Source organism: Mycolicibacterium sichuanense (assembly GCF_033741125.1).
Lineage (GTDB): Bacteria > Actinomycetota > Actinomycetes > Mycobacteriales > Mycobacteriaceae > Mycobacterium.
The window spans coordinates 13,704-32,060 of sequence record NZ_JAWQPU010000013.1; the positions used below are offsets into that span (position 1 = coordinate 13,704).

The window sequence follows — 18,357 nt, forward strand, 5'->3', positions numbered from 1 at the left end:
CGCGCCATCTCACTGTTGCCTACCCGGGGGGTACCGCTCGACTTCACCCCAGGTCGCGGTCGAGGTCATCCCGGAGGTAGGAGGGCAGGGTGCGCGCGGTCAGCAGCGGGTCGATCCATCCCAGTGGTCCGCCTCCGAAGGCGTCTTGCCAGGGGGTGGTTGACGACGATGATGCCGTCACGAGCCAGGGCGACGATGACGATCTTGGTCGGTGTGGAGCTTGAACCGAACCGATCGTCGAGGTGTGCGGTAGTCGTCAGACCTGTTGTGGTGGGCCTTGCGTGCTGATCGAGTGAACGACTCTCGCGGAGCCTGGGTTGGCGACATGGCCCGACGGTAAACGGATCCGCCAGCATTTAGAAGAGGTGATCTAAATGCAGATCACCTGATCAGTTCATCGAAATATCGTGCGTGGTCCACGATGAACCGACGCCGCCATCGCACGAACCGGCTATCGCGGTCCCGTCACCTTCCGCCCGCCCTACGGCAAGAAGCTATGGGAACTCCCGCATTACCTCGCAGAACACGGGCGAACGACGGTCACCTGGGATCTGGGACCAGATTCGGCCGGCATGCCGACCACCGACCAGATCGTCAAGGACACCGTAGAAAACGTCCGCCCAGGCTCGATCGTCTTGTTGCACGTCATGCTGGAAAGCCGATCAGCCTCGCGCGCCGCTGTGCCCCAGAATATCGACCGGTTGCAGTCCGATGGCTACCGGTTCGTCACGGTGAGCGAACTCCTCACATTTGACGAAAACCATTCCAACGCAGCATAATTCGTCCCTGTCCGTCCTAAGGCAGGATCTGATCGGCCTCGAATCTCTACATTCGAGAATGATCGTGTTTAGCCGGGATTAGCGGAGGCACGAACCCGACTTTAGGAACCGGGAGTTGCCATGACCGTGGTGCCGCGTTCGATCAACTGGACGACGTTGCCCTCAGGGTCGACAGCATCGCAACGAGTTTCGTCTCCAAAGCGCCACTCGCCGACGACCGGGTCGACTCTGCCGCCCAGATCGACCGCGAGAGCGCGGATGGCCGAGAGGCTCGCAACTTCCATGGCGAGCTTGATAGGTGGGCGGACGATTTAGCGGGCGGTAGCAACGGTCCTTGCTGCCTCCGACATCGACGGACATCGTCGCCCCTCGAGCAATGACGCGGGTTTGAGGCGCAATCCCTATGACACGACGGGAGCCATCTGCGCCAGCGCAAGTCAGGGATCGGGATATGACACCGAAAAGAGAACGTACGGGTGCTTGTGCGAGGCCTGCCAAGAGAAGCGGCGTTGAGGTCGCCAATAGCTCGCGGCCGGCGCTGGGCGACCAGATAGCAGAAGGCGGCGGCCGAAATCCACACTGGCGCAGGTTCTGTCGTGAGACGAATCGGAGATGACACGACGTGAGACGGCTAGAAGTGCCAGAGCTCACGGCTGCTCGACGTCGAGCACCATCGCGTTTAAGAAGGCTCGGGCTACCAGTGCCATGCGTCGCTACCAAGGTTGGTCACAGTGCGCTGCAAGACCTCAATGGTAGTGGCGTAGTCGCGGTCAGATATTCCCAGACGTCGCTCGTCGTTTAGTTGACGCTGGACCTCGGCGGCGGCACGAAACTGCTTCGTACCCGTGTCGGTCAGACGAATGCGGTCACCCGAGCGTTCGATCCACCCTTTGTCGATAGCAGCCGCGATCGCGTGCACGATGCTGTCGTCAGACTCGTTAGGGCCGACGACTGACACAATTTCGCCTTGGCTCATACCGGTGGGGTGCATCGATAACTGGTGCAGCACCCACCACTCTGGTTGTGTTAGACCCAGTTCCGTCAGTCGGCCGCGGGTGCGGGTTCGGATGGCTTCTCCTGCGCGTAAGGCCCAGAACCCCAGTGGCTGTTGCGCAGCGGGTTGCATCTCTTTTCTCATCCACTCACGCTAAAACCTCAACTTATCTTGACGTCAAGGCATGCCCTTGGTGGAGTGAGCGGTCCACCAGGACAATCGCGACGCCGAGACGAATGACCGCTGCTGTGACGTTGGGCGCGGTGCTCTCAGGTCTTCGTGGTTCACTCGAATCCTGTTCACCCGAGAGAAGGTGGAACGACATGGAGAACCTTTCCGCGTTTGATGCGCGCCTCCTTTCTTGGGAAGGTGCATTTCATGCCGAGCAAGTACGACCCGGAGACGCGGGCGAAGGCCGTCCGGTTGGTGTTGGAGCATCGCGAGGACTATCCCAGTGAGTGGGCCGCAATCACTGCGGTGTCCAAGCGGCTGGGAATGAACGCCGAGACGCTGCGGAACTGGATCCGCAAACAACAGGTCGTCGACGGGGCCCGTGATGGGGTCACCAGCGAGGCCGCCGCGGAGATCAAGGCGCTCAAGCGTCGCAACGCCGAACTCGAGCAGACTATCGAAATCCTCAAGGCGGCAACGTCTTTCTTCGTGCGGGAGAGCGACCCGCACAACCGCCGCTGACCAGTTCGGTCAGTGCGTTCATCGCCGACCACAGGGATCGCTTCGGGGTCGCTCCGATCTGCCGCGTGCTCACCGAGCATGGCATCCAGATCGCCCCACGTACGTTCTACGCCTGGGCCTCGCGAGCACCCTCGAAGCGGGCCTTGTGGGATGCCGCCATCGCCGAGGTCTTCGCCGGCTTCTACGAGCCCGACGAGCACGGGCGCCGCCCGCCGGAGTCGTTGTACGGGTCGGTGAAGATGTGGGCTCACCTGCAACGGGAGGGTTTCCCGGTGGCCAAGTCCACCGTAGAGCGCCTGATGCGCCGCCATGGCTGGCACGGCGTTCGGCGGCAGAAGTCAGTGCGCACCACGATCAGTGATCCGGCTGCCGAGCGGGCCCCCGATCTGGTGGATCGCCAGTTTCGAGTACCCACCCCGAATGCGTTGGTCGTCGCCGACTTCACCTACGTCAAGGTCGTCACCGGGGCGTTCGCCCACGTCGCGTTCGTCATCGACGCCTACGCCGGGGCGATCATCGGATGGGAAGCCGCCAGCGTCAAGCAGACCCATTTCGTGGAGTCCGCGATCCGCCAAGCCGCTGCGCTACGGGCTCGGCAAGGCCACCGGCTCGATGGCGCCATCCATCATTTTGATGCCGGAAGTCAGTACACGGCAATACATTTCGGCGAAGCACTGTCTCTGTCGGGGCCGCGGCCCTCGATCGGCAGTGTCGGCGATGCCTATGATAACGCGCTGGCCGAGACGACCATCGGGCTCTACAAGAACGAGTGCATACGTGCCGACTCACCGTTCCGGCGGGGCCCGCTGCGCAACCTGGGTGACGTGGAGCTCATCACCGCCGACTACGTCAGCTGGTACAACCAGCAGCGCCTCGTGCACCGCCTGGGGCGCATCCCACCCGCCGAGGCAGAAGCCGAATACTACGATCAACTCGACGCCAGCCAACCGGCCGGCTCGCAGAATCCCGAGGGTGCATGAAACCCGGGATGGTTCATGGTCGGGTCAGAGCCCTACGGCGATGCGCAGAGTCAACGTCGGATGCGCGCACCGGTGACGTGATGAGCGCGTTACGCGTGGCGGTCCTGGGTACCGGTGCGATGGGCGCCGGAATGGCGCGGTCCCTACTCCGGGAAGGGATCGAAGTTGCGGTGTGGAACCGCACCGCGGAACGGTCCGAGCCGCTGTCGGCCGATGGCGCCGACGTCGCCTCCGATGCGGCTGCGGCAGTTGTCGACGCCAACGTCGTCGTGGCCATGCTGTTCGACGCGGCCGCAACCCTCGACGTCATGGCGACCGTGCTGCCCGCCATGAAGGACGGCGCGGTGTTCGTCCAGTGCGCGAGCGTCGGCATCGACGGCGCCGCCCAGACCGCGGCGGTCGCTGCCGAACACGGCGTCGCGTTCCTGGATTGCCCCGTGCTCGGCACCAAAGCTCCTGCCGAGCAGGGCAATCTGGTGATGCTGGCCTCCGGTGATCCCGGCCTGCGCGAGCGGGTGCAACCGGCGTTCGACGCGGTGAGCGCCAAGACCATCTGGGTGGGCGACGAGGTGGGTCTCGGGTCGAAGCTGACACTGGTGTGCAACGCGTGGATCGCGTCGCTGGCTGCCGCCGTCGGTCAGTCGTTCGCGCTCGCGGATGGCCTCGGCCTCGACCAACGGCTGATGCTCGAGGCGTTCGACGGGGCCGCGGCCGGCTCGCCGTACCTCCAGGCGAAGGGCAAGGCGATCATCGAGTCGTCTTACGCGAGCATCGATGTCCGCTCAGATTTTGGACACGCGGTTCACCGCCGATTGGCTGGACGCGCACCCGGCCGATCGCGCCCTGGTCGACGACATGGCCAGGCGCCGAATGAATTCGGCGTCGACCGAGGCCGCGCGCCGTGGCGCCCGACTCCAGCTGGAAGCTCGCGCCGGACACGACGTGTTCGACCGGCTCGGACGCATCACCAGCCCGACCCTGGTTGCGTCCGGGCGCTTCGACGGGATTGCTCCGCCGGCGAACGGCGCGTCGATCGCGGCGCAGATCCCCGGCGCGGTGGCGCGCATCTTCGACGGTGGCCACGCGTTCTTCCTCCAGGACCCGACCGCCATGCCGGAAGCGATCGATTTCCTGCGCGACTAAGCCTCACCCAAACTCGGCCGGTAATCAGCCGCCTCGCCCTCGGCGGCAAGCAATGCGCCCAGCTGACCCTCCTGTTGGTCAACAAACACGCCGATCACCTGCCGGCATACTTCCGGCACGCTCACCCCACGCGTATCCGCAATACGTTTCAGCCCGACCAGCATTGACGTAGACACGTGAAACTGCACAGCGAACTGACCGCACGAACCATCGTCAGGCGGCAACCCCGGGCCCACGACCACAGGTTCATCCACCCCGTACTCGCCCAGCTCAGCACCCCGAACTCGCTCAACAACCCCACCATCACCAACGCCGTAGGCGGGATCCGGGAACTCCTCATGACTGAACAAGCCCATTCCGCCACCCTAGACCTCGCAGAATCCCAGGTCGCCAGGCAAGCGACGCCGTTTACCAGTCCGGCTAGTCTCGCCGCGATAACGCTGTCGACGGGCACCTCCGGCTCCAGCACTCACTCCAATGGTTCGGGAGTGAAGGTGACGTCGACTCCGCCCACGGTCATCGTCACCTGACCTTCCATCACCATCACCTGCGCTGACACCCGGCGATCGACGGTCTGGGCTAGCTGCTGCACCGGTGCGTGCGGTATCTGCACCACCGACAGGTTCGGCAGCCCCGCCACTTTGGGTCCCACGGTGCGCCACCAGGTGGCTACGCTCGCGGCGAACGGAAACAGCACCACCTGTTCGGCCTGGCTGGCCGCCTTGCTCAAGGCACGTTCATCGGGCTGGCCGACGTTTATCCACTCCAAGATCCGGCCGGTGTAGTCGGAGAGCCGCAAGTCCGGTACGCCAGGGGTGGACAAGCCCGCCCCGAACGCCAACTCACCGTCGACGTCGCCGAGCCGGTGCGCGCGCAACCCAAACGCCAACAACCGCACCACCATCCGCTCGTCGGTCTCACTGGGATGACGGGCCACGGTCAACGGGTGGTCGGCGTAGTAGCCGTGATCGACATCGGAGACGCCGAGTTCGACTTTGAACACTGTTGCAGAAAGGGCCACGCCATAGTGTCCACCCTGGTGGAGTTCCCCGGGTAGCCGGGCCGCTTCGAGTGGTCGAAACTCATGTCGCGAAGTCGCAGGCAGGCTACGTAGGGAAATCTGCGCTGCGAGAGAGCGATTCGTTCGTCCGGATGTCGGCCAGGTTCTGGTCGAGCGCATCGACCACGGCTTCGTATCCGCCATTGCCCAGGACCAGACGGCGGGGAGGCGGGTCTTGGGCCATCGCCGCGATCACCGCATGGGCACCGCGGCGCGGATCGCCGGGCTGCACACCGTCCATCTCAATGAAGGCGGCGCGGACCTGCTCCAGCATGTCGTGATAGTTCGGAATCATCTCCGCGACAGGCTCATTGGCGAAGCCGGCATAGGCGTTTGTTCGGAACGCTCCCGGCTCGACCGTCAGCACGGAGATGCCCTGTGCGGCGACCTCGTCGCGCAGCGCATCGGTGACGGCTTCGATCGCAAACTTCGTCGCACTGTAATACCCGAACCCGGGCGCCGACACGAGCCCGGCCACCGAGGACACGTTGACGATCCACCCGGTTCCGCGGGCGCGCATGCCGGGCAGCACCGCCCGCGTCACGGACAGCACCCCGAAGAAGTTCAGCTCGAACATCGCCCGTATCGAGGACTCGTCCATCCCCTCGATGGATCCGTACCAACCGCGGCCGGCGTTGTTCACCAGCACGTCGATACCTCCGAAGTGGTCTTCGGCGGTGCGCACCGCGCGCTGCACCGCCGCGGCGTCGGTGACGTCCATCGGCACGACGAGGACGCGATCGCCGTACTGCTGCGCCCACGTCGCCAGCTCGTGCGGACGCCGCGAGGTGAGCACCGCCCGATCCCCGGTCTCCAGCGCCGCCTCGGCGAACGCCATCCCGAAGTTGCCGGGCGTGCCCCCTGTGATGAACCATCGCCTGCTCACGGCTCGATCACCACCCGGCTGATCAGCGCGCCGTCGAAGGTGAAGCGGTAGTGCAGATCGGCGACCCCACCGGGGAAGTCGCCCTCCAGGTGCTGACCGACGTCGACGCCCGCGTCGGTTGTCATCGCGCCGGTGAACTCGGTGGTGTAGGTGAACTCGCTGGCTGCGGTCGCGATCCAAGATCCGATCTCGTCATGTCCCGTGTAGTCGTGGCCCTCGTCGGTCACCACGGCATCGGTGGTGAGCGTGGCCAGCGCTTGATCCACCTCACGGGCATCGAGTGCGGTCATGAACGTTCTTACGCTGTCCGGGAGTGCATCCCAGTCTGTGGTGTTGGTCATGACCCCACGATGGAGGTTGCCGTAAGGGGAAGGTCAACCCTTGGGCGAAAAATCATCGGAGACGCGCCGTGGTGTTGACCCTCCCCCAAGGGGAGGCTTCAGGATGGCCGCGTCCCATCACATGGGCGGTGCAAACGCAGAGGAGGACGCCATGGGCGCACAGGTTTCGATCGGAGACTTCGCGGTGATGACGAGCCTGAGCCGCAAGGCGCTGCGGCACTACCACGACATTGGCATCCTCGAGCCGGTCCACATCGACTCCCACACCGGCTACCGCTACTACGACACCAGCCAGGTCGATCACGCGCACATCATCCGACGGTTCCGATCCCTGGGCATGTCCATCCCGGACATCAAGGCGCTGCTGAGCACCGACGACGCCGCGGCGCGTACCGAGATCATCACGACCCACCTCGCACAGATGGAGGAGCAGCTGCAGCAGACCCGTGACACGGTCGGCGCGTTGCGCGAGCTGCTCTCGCCGGTGCGCGTGCCTGCTCATGTGGAGGTGCGTCGTGAACCGGCGCTCGCCGTGTGGTCCATCGGCTCCATTATCGAGACCGCGGAGATCGACACCTGGTTCGGAGCGGCGTTGACAACGCTGCGCAACGCGGTGACTGCGGAGACGGGCGCGGATCGCGCGGTCGTACCGGGCGGGCTTTACGACCGAGCACTGTTTCTCGAATCACAGGGCGCGGCAACCCTTTTCGTCCCCGCGCCGCAATCCGCTGACCCCCCGGATGGCATTAGCGCCGAGGTCCTGCCTGCAGCCGAATACGCGGTACTCACCCACCGCGGCGGTCACGATGACGGCATCGACCGTAGTTACGCGGCGCTGGGCACGTACGTGAACGAACATCTGCTCAGCCACCAGGGGCCGATCCGTGAGCACTACTTCGGCAGCACGCCGTCACAGCCGACGACGTTCAGCGCTACGGAGATCTGCTGGCCGGTCTTCAGCACCACGCCAGCGCCGGACTGACAGCCGGGGGGCCGACTTGTTGCCCCCCTTGGCCGCGATTCTGGGTCGACACTGGCGGTGGACACGGATAAACACGCAGAAAGGCGTACACCATGACCACAGCGCGCGATGTAGTCGTCCACCACGGTCGGGCCTGGGTTGATGCGGAAGAGTCGGTTCGTATCGGCTATACCGTCGCCGCGCCACCTGACCCGACGATGACCGTCGTACTTCTGCACGGCGCGCCTCAAACCCGCTACGAGTGGCGCAAGGTCATGATGCCGCTCGCGGTCGCCGGCTACCGCGTGATCATGCCCGACTACCGCGGTGCCGGCGCGTCCGACAAACCCCGCGACGGCTACGACAAGTGGACAATGGCCGGTGATATCTGCACTCTCGTGCACGAGGCGCTGGGAGTAACAGAGCCTGTGTCGCTTGTCGGTCACGACCTCGGGTCGACACTGGCCCTGAGTTTTGCGCTGCGTTACCGCACTGATGTCGTCAGCGCCACGTTCATGGAAGCTCCGCTGCCGGGCACTGACTATTACGAGTGGCGGGTGGCCCAAAAATCCGCCTGGCAGTTCGGTTTTCATGCAAACCCGGACATCGCGGTCTACCTCACGCACGGACGCGAACGTTGGTACATCACTCGCTTCTTCGACGACTTGACCTACCAACCGAACGCGATCTCTGAGTCTGATATCGACGTTTACGCCCGCGCCTACGAAGCCCCGGGAGCCATGCGGGCGATGTGTGAGATCTACCGAGAGCTCGACCGCGACGCGCAAGACAATCGCACCGCGCTGCGAGAACGCGGCAAGCTCACCATCCCTGTATTGGCTTCCGGGGGTGCTTCGAATCATCTCGCAAGACATTTCCGGGCGATGTGTGAAGAGGTCGCTGATTCGGTGACGAGTCAGCTGGTGCCAGACTGCGGCCACTGGGTGGCCGAGGAGCAGCCGGCGTATTTCACCAGAATGTTCTGCGAGTTCGATGGAGCCGCTCGGGCTTGATGGTCGGCACCGTCGGCGGGTAGCTGGCACGCAGACGAACTAGGGGGGTGTATTACTCCCCCCGAGAGCCGCCGGCCGGCGCCTAGCGTGGCTGCAGTGGGGCTGATCGGGTCGGAATCACAGGTGCCCGTGGGCCGTATCGGAAACTCAGAAATGGAGGTAGTCGCAATCGTGAACATGCATCCGGAGACAATCAGCATTGCCGGAAAGAAGGTGTCACGCTTGGGTTTCGGTTCGATGAGATTCACCGGCCGCGGAATCTGGGGTGAGCCCCAGGACCGGGACGAATGCATAGCCGTGGCGCGCCGGGCGGTCGATCTCGGTGTGCAATTCATCGACACCGCCGACTCCTACGGCCCGCATGTCGCCGAACAGATCCTGTATGAGGCGCTGCATCCGTACCCCGATGACGTCGTGATCGCGACGAAGGCGGGCCTGACCCGAAACGGACCCGATGTGATCGACACTGAGTCGGGACCGAAACGCCTCGGCCCGGCGGCCTGGCCACCGGTCGGACGTCCCGAATACCTGCGGCAGCAGGCATTGATGAGCATGCGACGTTTGGGTGTCGATCAGATCGATCTCTTGCAGTTACACCGAGTGGATCCGAAAGTGCCACTGGCAGACCAGATCGGGGAACTCAAGGCGCTCCAGGATGAGGGCAAGATCCGCGAGATCGGCATGTCGCAATGCACGGTAGCGCAGCTCGACGAGGCGCGTCAGATCGCCGACATCGTGAGCGTCCAAAGTCGGTTCAACGTCGTCGACCGGAGTGCCAACGACATGTTGGAGGTGTGCGAACGCGATGGGCTCGCGTTCATTCCGTGGGCGCCGGTGGCGCAGGGCGGTCTTCCCTCGGCTCACCAAGCGCTCGCCGACGTCGCCCGGGCGCACCAGTCCACGGTGGGACAAGTGGCGATCGCCTGGCTCTTGCATCTCTCACCGGTCATGCTTCCCATCCCTGGCACGTCGCGCCGCGCGCATCTTGAAGAGAATACGGCAGCCGCCGAAATCGGGCTGACACCAGAAGAAATCGACCAGCTCACTGCGGCCACCAGCTGATTGGCGCAGTGAATCCCTTGGTGCTGCAGCGAGTATGGGACTTACTTGGACAGGGCCGACTCAGCGAGGGCCTGCAGCAGGGCGACAGCGTCGGGAGAGGGGCCACCGTCGAGCGCACAGTAGACAAACAGCCGCTGGTCGGGGGCATCTGCCACCTCGAGTGCCTCGAAATGGAGGTGCAGTTCGCCGAGTTGCGGGTGATGGAAGAGTTTGTCCTCGCTGGGGCGCGGACGCACGTAGTGCGTAGCCCACAGCTCGGTGAATACCGAACTCTGAGGCGAAATTTCTTCCACGACCTCTGCAACGCGGTCGTCACTGGGAAAACGGGTCAGCCCCCAACGGAGGTTGCCGACTGTCTGCGTGGCCACGTGGTGCCAGTTTGGATAGAAATCTCTGGCGGCAGGGTCGAGGAACACCATGCGGGCGAGGTTGGTGATGTCGGCAAAGCCGCTGTACATCGCGCGGCCGGCCGCGTTGATGGCAAGGATGTTGAGGCCGAGATCGAGGACGAACGCCGGCACACGCAAGCCATGATTCAGCAGATGCTGGACTCCCGCGGAGGCGGTGGTGGTCGCGTGAGCTGGCGTCGCGAGAGGGGCCGGATGGACGAGCGAGATGAGGTAAGTGGTCGCGTGCGCGTCCAGGCGCAACGCGCGCGCGAGGGCACGAAGCACTTGCAGCGACGGGCGGTGCTCTCGACCTTGTTCAAGCCTGCGGTAATAGTCGGTGCTCAATCCGGCTAGGAGTGCGAGTTCCTCTCGACGAAGGCCTTGAACCCGCCGGCCGGTGCCAGGTATGAGGCCAGCGTCCTGCGGCGTCATCGCTTGGCGTCTCGCTCGTAGGAAGGAACTGAGCTCCGCTGATCGATGTGCCGTAGCGCTGTCCATAGGGGACATCATCCCAGCGGGCAGGACCGCACACCGCTCAGTGATCGATCACGCCGGTTGCTCGCTCGCAGTGATCCGGCTTATCGCCAAGGTTGGACATCCTTCACAGGTCTTCGTAACCTTTCCGAGACCTGAGACCCATGCGCGGCAATTCGAGACGACGTCGTCGGCAGTCATAAGGATGCGCAGTCATGAAATTCCACCGGCCCATCGCGGCGATCGCGGTTGCCGCGGCGCTCTGCGTGGCCCGGGCCGGTTCTGCGTTCGCCGAGCCAGAAGTGGACGAGCTGGCCAAGCTGAACGAGTTGACCACGCAGGCGCAACAACTGATCGAGAGCGCTCAATCCGTCGAGCGAGACCTCGAGAGGAAGGTGCAGCTCCAGAACGACGCAGAGCAGAAGCATGCCGGCGATGTGGTGGTGCTCGAATCCACCCGGGCCCAGCTGGCCGCTTACCAAGCACATGTCGACAGAGCCGCGGCGGCGTTCTATGCCGGCGGGCGCACCGATAGCGTGAGCGCGTTCTTCACGGCGTCGTCGCCCCAGCGCCTGATCGACGGGCTGGCCTTCCAGCGAGCGATCACCGACGAGATGTCGGGACAGTTGACGAACTTCCGCAACGCCAAGCAGCAGGCAGAGGTTGCCGCGGCAGCCTCGGCCGAATCCGCGGCCACGGCCAAAGCGACCGCCGACGCCGCTGCTGCCCTTCGCGCCGACCTGGAGAAGAAACAGGCGGAGATCGAGGGCCAGGTCAGATTGGTGCGGGCGACCTATTACTCGCTGCCCGCCGCTCAGCAGGCTTTGTTGGGCCCCGGCGGCGCGATCCCCACCGTCGGGATGAGCGGTCTGGTCCCCAACGCCCGAACCCTCGCGGCGTACATCATCGCGACCTTCCCGGGGGTGCAGTCCATCGGGGGCGTGCGCCCAGACGCGCTTCCCGATCATCCGAGCGGCCACGCCATCGACATCATGATCGGATCGGATATGGCACTCGGCGATGCGATCAACGCCGACGTCCAGAGCCAGGCTGCCCGCTTCGGGGTGTCATACACGATGTGGCGCGTGGCCAACCACTTCAACCACGTCCACGTCACGGTTTCCTGAATCTGCCGCTGCAGTCGCTGGTCCGTCGTCTTCGACGCTCAGGTAGACATCGCCGAACACAGTTCGTAGCCTGACCCGGGGGTATCGACAGCTGGGCCGGGGCCGCTTCATGACCGAAGGATCGTGACAATCCGCATGATCGGGATTCGCCACCCCCTTCAATGGACGATGCGCGCCGCCGGACCGGCGTTCCTGGTGATGGCCGCGGCGATGGGTGGGGTGCATGCCGAACCCGCAGACGACGCGTTGGCCAAGCTGAACGACCTCTCTGCGCAGGCGGTGCGCAGCCGCGAGGCGGTCACCACAGCCCAGCGCGATGCCGACGCCGCCCAAGCTCAACAGGCCGCAGCGGAGGATCGCCAGCGCGCCGACCTTGCGGCATTGGAGGCCGCAGACACCCAGCTGAAGCCCTATCAGGCAGCCGTCGACCGCCTCGCGGCGATGACCTACATGAGCGGCGGTGACAGTCAGATGACCACAGCGCTCACCGCCTCATCGCCGCAACGTCTCATCGACGGACTGTCGTTGCAATACGCCGTGGACGCCACGACCGCCAACCAGTTCAGGGCGTACCGCGAAACGCGCGAGCGCGCCGCGGCCGCCGCCCAGGCCTCGGAGCGCTCGGCCGCAGATGCCCGTGCCGCCGCCGACCAAGCTGCCGCAGTCCGCGCGGACCTGCAGGCAAGATGGCAGGACCTGCTGCGCCGCATCGCAGCCGCGGAGGCGCAGTACGCACTGTTGACTCCGCAGCAGCAAGCGGTGATCGAGAGCGCTGTTCCACCGCCACTGCCGCCGGAAACGCCACCGGCGCAGGACCCCGCGATCGTCGCGATGCCCGCTGTCCCTCCCGGTGACCTTGCTCCGCCGCCCGCGGCGGTCATTCCAGACGAACCCGAAGCATTACCCGTGGGCGTCGCCAATGAGGTTGGCCTACAACCCAATACCATCATCGCCGCCAGAATGATCAGCGCGCAGTTCCCCCAGATCGCCACTATCGACGGGGTACGGCCGGACCCGAAGCCGTGGCATCCGCGCGGTCTCGCGATCGACATCATGATTCCCAACCCGGAGAGCCCGGAAGGCATCGCCCTCGGCGATCAAATCCGCGCGTTCGCGCTGGCCAACGCGGGCCGGTTCGGATTGCAGGACGTGATCTGGCGGGGTGTCTATACAACGCCGGCCGGACCCCAAGCGACGGGATACGGTCACTTCGACCACGTCCACATCACCACGACACCGCGCGGCTGATAGACCGTCCATCGCCCCCGAACCTGTCGGAGGGTGCGCGCATGCTTGCGGCATCCACGACGAAAGGGTCCGTGATGTGCTGGAAATGCGACAACCCGGACGACACGACCGAGGAGTACCTGGAACAGTTGCGCGCGATGATCCAGGACCACGGCTGGGCTGTTCAATATGTCGAAAGTGATAAGCGACCGTTGGCGTACACGGTCGGGCTACACAGCCGAGGTCTTCCGGAACTATTGATGACGGGACTGTCACCCAACGTCTCCTGCCGGGTGCTCAACTCGATTGCGCACATGATCGTCGACGACGGCGTTGTGCTCGCCCCGGCGATGCACATCGACTTCGCAGATCGGTTTCTTCTCGAGGTTGTTGAGGTGGAGCATCCCGATGTCCACATGAGATTCGCCGTCGAGATCTTCGGCCCGGAAGTCCTTGCGCTGCAACTGGTGTGGGCCGACGACAAGGGGCGCTGGCCGTGGGCCGCAGGGTGGGGCCATGGCCGCCGTCGCCAGCCCGTCCTCGGGCGACGCGCCCCGTGGCCGAACGCTGCCGCCTGAACCACATTCTTGGTGAGTCAATAACGGCGGATCGCGGCGCGGGCGTGACAGGATCCTTCAGCGTGACACGTCCCAACTTCCTGGTCATCGTCGCCGACGACCTCGGGTTCTCCGACATCGGCGCCTTCGGCGGCGAAATCAACACTCCCAACCTGGACCGGCTGGCCCACGCCGGCATCAGGCTCACCGATTTCCATTCCGCTCCGGCCTGTTCGCCGACGCGGGCGATGCTGCTGACCGGAACCGATCACCACGTCGCCGGCATCGGCACCATGCTCGAGATGGCCGCCCCTGGATTCCAGGGTGCCCCCGGCTATGAGGGGTATCTGAACGACCGGGTCGTGGCGCTGCCGGAACTGCTGCGCGACGCCGGCTACCAGACGCTCATGTCGGGCAAGTGGCATCTGGGCAGCACGATCGACAGGTCTCCGTGGGCGCGGGGATTCGACCGATCCTTCGCCCTGTTGCCGGCTGGTGCCAGCCATTACGGCACCCGCGGGGGTGGCGGGTTGTCGGCCGCGCCGACGATGTTCACCGAAGACGACCAGTTCGTGACGGTAGGGGAGGACTTCTACTCCTCGGATACCTACACCGACACGCTGCTGCGGTATCTAAGCGAACGTCCCGAGAGCCCTGGAGACCAGCCTTTTTTCGCCTATCTGCCCTTCCAGGCGCCACACTGGCCGCTACAGGCGCCGCAGGAAACCATCGCCGCCTACCACGGCCGCTACGACGCCGGACCGGACGCACTGCGTGAGGAGCGGCTGGCGGCGCTCACACGATTGGGCCTCTACCCACCCGACGTCGAGCCGCACCCGGTGGTCGCAGACGGCACCCCCGAATGGGCCGACATGACCGACGAGGAGCGCGCCGTTTCCGCCCGCAAGATGGAGGTCTACGCCGCGATGGTGGACAGGATGGACTGGAACATCGGCCGGGTGATCGACTACCTCGACCGCACCGGCGAGCTCGACAACACGGTCGTGATCTTTCTGTCGGACAACGGCGCGGAGGGGACGATCGTCGAGGCCATGCCGCTGCGCGGCCCCGAAATCGAGGCTTTCGTCGCGCAGCATTGTGACAACAGCCTGGACAACCTCGGCGCCCCCAGCTCCTATACCTGGTATGGCCCACGCTGGGCGCAGGCCGCGACCGCGCCGTCGCGGCTGCACAAGGCCTTCACCACCGAGGGCGGAATCCGCGTGGTGGGCTTCGTCACCTGGCCGGGTTTTGCTCGTCAGGGGGAGATCGGCACGGCCTTCACCACCGTCATGGACATCGCCCCGACCGTGCTGGAGCTCGCCGGCGCCGCGCATCCCGGTACCGAGTACAGGGGCAGGGAGGTGGAGCGGATGCGCGGCCGGTCGATGGTGCCCTACCTGTCCGGACAGGCGGACGACGTGCATGATTCGGACACCGGCACCGGTTGGGAGTTGTTCGGGCGCCGCGCTATTCGTCAGGGCGATTGGAAGGCGCTTCACCTGCCCGCGCCCTACGGCCCGGGCACCTGGCAGCTTTATGACCTCTCACGCGATCCCGGCGAGGTTCACGACCAGGCCGCCGTTCGGCCCGACAAACTGGCGGAGTTGCTCGAGTTGTGGGACCGCTACGTTGAGGACAACGGTGTGATCATCGGGCCCGTGTCGCTGTTCGAGATCGACGTCGAGGCCTTTTGATCGGGCCTAAACTCGGCTCATGCCAAGGAAACTCAGTGATGAACAAGTTGAGGCCTTTGTCGACAGCCGCCCGGGTTGGGCGATACTGAGCACCATCGACAAGGATGGATTCCCACATTCAGTACCGCTGGGATACTTCCGGCTGGGTCGCGACATCATCATGGGTGTGCGAGACGGGACGCACAAAGTTGCCAACGTCGAAAACAACCCCAACGTGAGCGTCTTGCTGGAGGAGGGCTCCACCATGGCGGATATCCGGGGAGTGCTGTTTCAAGGCCAAGCCCACGTCGTTCGAGAACCGAGCCAAGCGCTTCAGCTCGCGAGGGACGGTGCTCGGTTGCGGGGCGTGCCCGAGCCGGAGTGGCCGACCGCACCAAGGCCCGGTGCGGCCTACATCCGAATGACACCTGTGCGCACAGTGTCTTGGAATTACGCAGATTAAACCCGTCCAGGTCTCCTATGGGGCGCCGCTGCCCTGAAACATCCGCTCGAATCCATACGCCGAACGGCAACGGTATTGCCTCCCAGTCTCACTATAGGGCGGGGAGGGGGCCTTGCCGCAAGGCCCCTGTCGCGCTGCACAATCGTCCGGCGGTGCATGATTCTCCGACGAGATGTCGTGGCGAAAGCCGTTCTGGCTGAGGGTAATCAGATGGATCAGGGGGCGAACATGGATGAAGTGCTGGATGAGGGCCCGTTCTTTCATGGCACCAGCCACCCACGAATCGGGGTGACGGTCAGCCTTCTAATAGATGGGCCAGGCCCTCGACACCGGTAATTGTGGGGCGGTAGCGCCAGCGTACCGGCGACTCCAACCGGGCGTCTCGGTCCAATTGGTAGACGCCTTCGGCGTATCGGGAGCCGTTTTCGGTGACGTGATGACGGTCTACGAGTCGGTAGCCGAGTGTCCAGCCGGGGCGACGGGTGAGATCGCGATTGGCCTGCACCCGCGCAATGCGTTGTCGAGCGAGCTCGCTCGGCGTGCGACCCGCGATCCAGGTGACGAAGTGCGCCTGGCTGGCCGGCAGCACGGCGTCCGGTCGAGCGGCACGCTGGGCTGAGGTGAGCCCGTCGTATGGCAGCCACGATGGCCCGCCGCGCCGGCTGGCAGGTCAACAACAAGCGCATCCGCCGGCTGTGGCGCGAGGAAGGACTGCGGGTCCCGCAGCGCCGCCGCAAGAAGCGGCTGACCGGCATCGGTGTCGCCGTCGGAGCGATGTCGCCGATCCGGCCGAACGTGATCTGGGCGATGGACTTTCAGTTCGACACCACCGCCGATGACCGCACGCTGAAGATGCTCAACGTGATCGACGAGTTCACCCGCGAAGCGCTCGCGAGTCAACGTTAAAATCAACTGTGGGCGAGGGTCGGACACCGTGCTGGGAGATGGTCTCAGCGGCCTGTGACGGTCTACCGGGTGTGAGCTCGATGATCGGTTATCGCGCCCTCGACGTCCCTGAGGGCTCTCACCTCGGGATGCCGTCGTCGCATTTGACCTTCATCGTCAGCGGGGACGACGGCGTCGAGGCCGCCCCAGATGCCGCCCAGCTACCGCTTGCCCGCCCGCAACGCGTGATCCTCGGCGGACTGCACGTCCGCGCCAGTCATGTGCGCCAGCACCGCGGTCAGACGGGAGTGCAGTTGGCCGTGCACCCGTTGGCCTCGCGCGCGCTGTTCGGCGTACCCGCCGCCGGTCTGAGCGTCAGTGACTTCGACGGATCGGCCGTCTTGGGTACAGGCCTAGCGGCGGAGCTCAGCGATCGGGTAGCCGAGGCGACGTCATGGCAACAAGGTTTCGCGGCGGTAGCCGACCACCTGCGGCGCAGCGCCGCGACAGCTGGTCAGGATGCGGTGCGGCCCGAGGTGCGCTACGCCTGGGCGGTACTGCAGCGCCATGGCGGACGTGTGTCGGTGGCGTCGGTGGCCGCTCAGGTGGGACTCACGCAACGTCACCTGTCGACCCTGTTTCACCGCGAGGTAGGGCTTGCGCCCAAAGCCGTTGCTCGGCTGATGCGCTTCGAGACCGCAACGGCACGGATCGCGCGGTCGATCGTGCGGGACGGCCGGGTCGATCTCGCCGCCGTCGCGGCTTCGACGGGCTTCTTCGACCAGGCCCATCTGAGCACTGAGTTCGTCGCATTCACCGGCCGCCCGCCTCGGAAGTGGATTGCCGAGGAGTTCCGAAACATCCAAGACGGCGGCCACCAGATGGCAGATCCTGGTGACCATGACCCCGTCGAATCCGGCCGTCTGGCCAACCCTGCAAGCCCATGACGCACCCGCGCTGATCGACTATCTCGTCGAGACCCTTGGCTTCGTCGTCACCGCCCGCTACGGCGACGGCGACCGAGTCGACCACGCGCAGTTGAATTGGCCGGAGGGCACCGGCGGACTCATGATGGGCAGCCACAAGCCGGGCACGGATTGGTGCCGTGAACCCGGCAGCGCTGGCGCCTACATCGTCACCGCCGACGCCGACGAACTGCACGCGCGGGTGACGGCAAAGAACGCCGACATCGTGCGGTCGGTGTACACCACCGATTACGGTTCGCGGGAGTTCGCCGTTCGTGACCCCGAGGGCAACCTGTGGAGCTTCGGCAGCTACACCGGTGAGCTCCCGCGAAGCTGACGTCGACGCACAGGTGGTTTGGCGATGGTCGGCCCGACACCACCAACCCCTGCCTCGAATGCCTTGCCGCGAGACAGAGCCACCGGTCAATACTCCATAGCGCGCAAGGGTGAATGCGACTGCGTACTGCCCGGGATGAGCAGTTGCAAGGGCGGCGTTTCGCTCGAGGTAGCCGGCGGCGCGCAACCGGTCGATGACCGAACGTGCCGATTCCAGGCTGCCGCTCTGGGCGTAGTTGACGCCGAACGTGCCGTTTAGGCTTCGGTGCAAGCTGGCCGATGTCCATCCCGGCACGTCTCGGGAGAAATGAGCCGCCGGGAACCGCCTCATCCAACGGCAGCAATC

Annotated in this window: 20 protein-coding genes and 3 pseudogenes; 16 read left to right on the plus strand and 7 right to left on the minus strand. The window is 64.9% G+C overall.

The features are described 5' to 3' along the window. Window positions 1-24: 24 nt before the first annotated feature. A pseudogene (locus SBI80_RS28265) lies at window positions 25-160 on the minus strand (arabinosyltransferase C-terminal domain-containing protein); the annotation flags it as partial. Between the two features lie 412 nt (window positions 161-572). Between SBI80_RS28265 and SBI80_RS26050 the strand changes: the two are divergent. Beyond that, window positions 573-779, plus strand: a complete 207-nt coding sequence (locus SBI80_RS26050; RefSeq protein ID WP_318977833.1) for a polysaccharide deacetylase family protein — start codon at window positions 573-575, stop codon at window positions 777-779. 694 nt (window positions 780-1,473) lie between these two features. Here SBI80_RS26050 and SBI80_RS26055 read toward each other — a convergent pair. Next, on the minus strand, window positions 1,474-1,917 hold the full coding sequence (locus tag SBI80_RS26055; protein ID WP_318977835.1) for a MarR family winged helix-turn-helix transcriptional regulator: 444 nt from the start codon (window positions 1,915-1,917) through the stop codon (window positions 1,474-1,476). Between the two features lie 234 nt (window positions 1,918-2,151). On the opposite strand from SBI80_RS26055, the gene SBI80_RS26060 reads away from it, so the two are divergent. The 3 genes and pseudogenes from SBI80_RS26060 (at window position 2,152) to SBI80_RS26070 (ending at window position 4,589) form a co-directional block, all read left to right on the plus strand. After that, window positions 2,152-3,446 (plus strand): IS3 family transposase gene (locus SBI80_RS26060; RefSeq protein ID WP_318977837.1). Its coding sequence is split into 2 segments (ribosomal slippage): window positions 2,152-2,425 and window positions 2,425-3,446, totalling 1,296 coding nucleotides; the frame shifts between segments, so codons are not numbered across the junction. Between the two features lie 80 nt (window positions 3,447-3,526). After that, window positions 3,527-3,949: pseudogene (locus tag SBI80_RS28270) on the plus strand (NAD(P)-binding domain-containing protein); the annotation flags it as partial. Window positions 3,950-4,235: 286 nt separating this feature from the next. Continuing rightward, window positions 4,236-4,589 carry an alpha/beta fold hydrolase gene (locus SBI80_RS26070; RefSeq protein ID WP_318977841.1) on the plus strand — a complete coding sequence of 118 codons (354 nt, stop codon included), beginning with the start codon at window positions 4,236-4,238 and terminating at the stop codon, window positions 4,587-4,589. On the opposite strand, the gene SBI80_RS26075 is transcribed toward SBI80_RS26070, so the two are convergent. The 4 genes from SBI80_RS26075 to SBI80_RS26090 all read right to left on the minus strand — a co-directional run bounded on the left by SBI80_RS26075 (window position 4,586) and on the right by SBI80_RS26090 (window position 6,876). After that, window positions 4,586-4,945 (minus strand): hypothetical protein, encoded by a 360-nt coding sequence (locus tag SBI80_RS26075; protein ID WP_318977842.1) that lies wholly within the window; start codon window positions 4,943-4,945, stop codon window positions 4,586-4,588. The two genes, SBI80_RS26070 and SBI80_RS26075, sit on opposite strands and share 4 nt — an antisense overlap. Window positions 4,946-5,058: 113 nt before the next feature. Further along, window positions 5,059-5,610 carry a YaeQ family protein gene (locus SBI80_RS26080; RefSeq protein ID WP_318977843.1) on the minus strand — a complete coding sequence of 184 codons (552 nt, stop codon included), beginning with the start codon at window positions 5,608-5,610 and terminating at the stop codon, window positions 5,059-5,061. Window positions 5,611-5,695: 85 nt separating this feature from the next. After that, the gene (locus tag SBI80_RS26085) at window positions 5,696-6,535 is read right to left on the minus strand and encodes an SDR family NAD(P)-dependent oxidoreductase (RefSeq protein WP_318977845.1); all 840 of its coding nucleotides are present in this window, start codon (window positions 6,533-6,535) and stop codon (window positions 5,696-5,698) included. Further along, window positions 6,532-6,876, minus strand: coding sequence for a nuclear transport factor 2 family protein (locus SBI80_RS26090; RefSeq protein WP_318977847.1), 345 nt, complete (start codon window positions 6,874-6,876; stop codon window positions 6,532-6,534). The genes SBI80_RS26085 and SBI80_RS26090 overlap by 4 nt, the downstream gene beginning before the upstream one ends. Before the next feature lie 151 nt (window positions 6,877-7,027). Between SBI80_RS26090 and SBI80_RS26095 the strand changes: the two genes are divergently transcribed. From SBI80_RS26095 to SBI80_RS26105, 3 genes are all read left to right on the plus strand, one after another. Beyond that, window positions 7,028-7,858, plus strand: a complete 831-nt coding sequence (locus SBI80_RS26095; protein WP_318977849.1) for a MerR family transcriptional regulator — start codon at window positions 7,028-7,030, stop codon at window positions 7,856-7,858. Between the two features lie 92 nt (window positions 7,859-7,950). After that, on the plus strand, window positions 7,951-8,850 hold the full coding sequence (locus SBI80_RS26100) for an alpha/beta fold hydrolase (protein ID WP_318977851.1): 900 nt from the start codon (window positions 7,951-7,953) through the stop codon (window positions 8,848-8,850). Window positions 8,851-9,003: 153 nt separating this feature from the next. After that, on the plus strand, window positions 9,004-9,912 hold the full coding sequence (locus SBI80_RS26105) for an aldo/keto reductase (protein WP_318977948.1): 909 nt from the start codon (window positions 9,004-9,006) through the stop codon (window positions 9,910-9,912). Window positions 9,913-9,953: 41 nt separating this feature from the next. Here SBI80_RS26105 and SBI80_RS26110 read toward each other — a convergent pair whose 3' ends face one another. Then, a complete protein-coding gene (locus SBI80_RS26110) occupies window positions 9,954-10,811 on the minus strand; it encodes a helix-turn-helix domain-containing protein (protein WP_318977853.1) in 858 nt (285 codons plus the stop codon). Between the two features lie 179 nt (window positions 10,812-10,990). Between SBI80_RS26110 and SBI80_RS26115 the strand changes: the two genes are divergently transcribed. The 9 genes and pseudogenes from SBI80_RS26115 (at window position 10,991) to SBI80_RS26155 (ending at window position 18,012) form a co-directional block, all read left to right on the plus strand. After that, window positions 10,991-11,902 carry a coiled-coil domain-containing protein gene (locus SBI80_RS26115; protein ID WP_318977854.1) on the plus strand — a complete coding sequence of 304 codons (912 nt, stop codon included), beginning with the start codon at window positions 10,991-10,993 and terminating at the stop codon, window positions 11,900-11,902. A 135-nt stretch (window positions 11,903-12,037) separates the two neighbouring features. Continuing rightward, on the plus strand, window positions 12,038-13,150 hold the full coding sequence (locus SBI80_RS26120) for a VldE C-terminal domain-containing protein (protein WP_318977949.1): 1,113 nt from the start codon (window positions 12,038-12,040) through the stop codon (window positions 13,148-13,150). Window positions 13,151-13,191: 41 nt separating this feature from the next. Next, window positions 13,192-13,707 carry a DUF4262 domain-containing protein gene (locus tag SBI80_RS26125; protein ID WP_318977856.1) on the plus strand — a complete coding sequence of 172 codons (516 nt, stop codon included), beginning with the start codon at window positions 13,192-13,194 and terminating at the stop codon, window positions 13,705-13,707. 62 nt (window positions 13,708-13,769) lie between these two features. Next, a complete protein-coding gene (locus tag SBI80_RS26130) occupies window positions 13,770-15,383 on the plus strand; it encodes an arylsulfatase (protein WP_318977951.1) in 1,614 nt (537 codons plus the stop codon). Window positions 15,384-15,402: 19 nt separating this feature from the next. Beyond that, the gene (locus tag SBI80_RS26135) at window positions 15,403-15,825 is read left to right on the plus strand and encodes a pyridoxamine 5'-phosphate oxidase family protein (RefSeq protein ID WP_318977857.1); all 423 of its coding nucleotides are present in this window, start codon (window positions 15,403-15,405) and stop codon (window positions 15,823-15,825) included. A 436-nt stretch (window positions 15,826-16,261) separates the two neighbouring features. Next, the gene (locus SBI80_RS26140) at window positions 16,262-16,444 is read left to right on the plus strand and encodes a hypothetical protein (RefSeq protein ID WP_318977859.1); all 183 of its coding nucleotides are present in this window, start codon (window positions 16,262-16,264) and stop codon (window positions 16,442-16,444) included. An 11-nt stretch (window positions 16,445-16,455) separates the two neighbouring features. Further along, window positions 16,456-16,719: pseudogene (locus SBI80_RS26145) on the plus strand (IS3 family transposase); the annotation flags it as partial. A 92-nt stretch (window positions 16,720-16,811) separates the two neighbouring features. Continuing rightward, window positions 16,812-17,657, plus strand: coding sequence for a helix-turn-helix domain-containing protein (locus SBI80_RS26150; protein ID WP_318977952.1), 846 nt, complete (start codon window positions 16,812-16,814; stop codon window positions 17,655-17,657). After that, window positions 17,611-18,012, plus strand: coding sequence for a VOC family protein (locus SBI80_RS26155; RefSeq protein ID WP_318977860.1), 402 nt, complete (start codon window positions 17,611-17,613; stop codon window positions 18,010-18,012). Before SBI80_RS26150 ends, SBI80_RS26155 begins: the two co-directional genes overlap by 47 nt. Window positions 18,013-18,357: the final 345 nt, after the last annotated feature.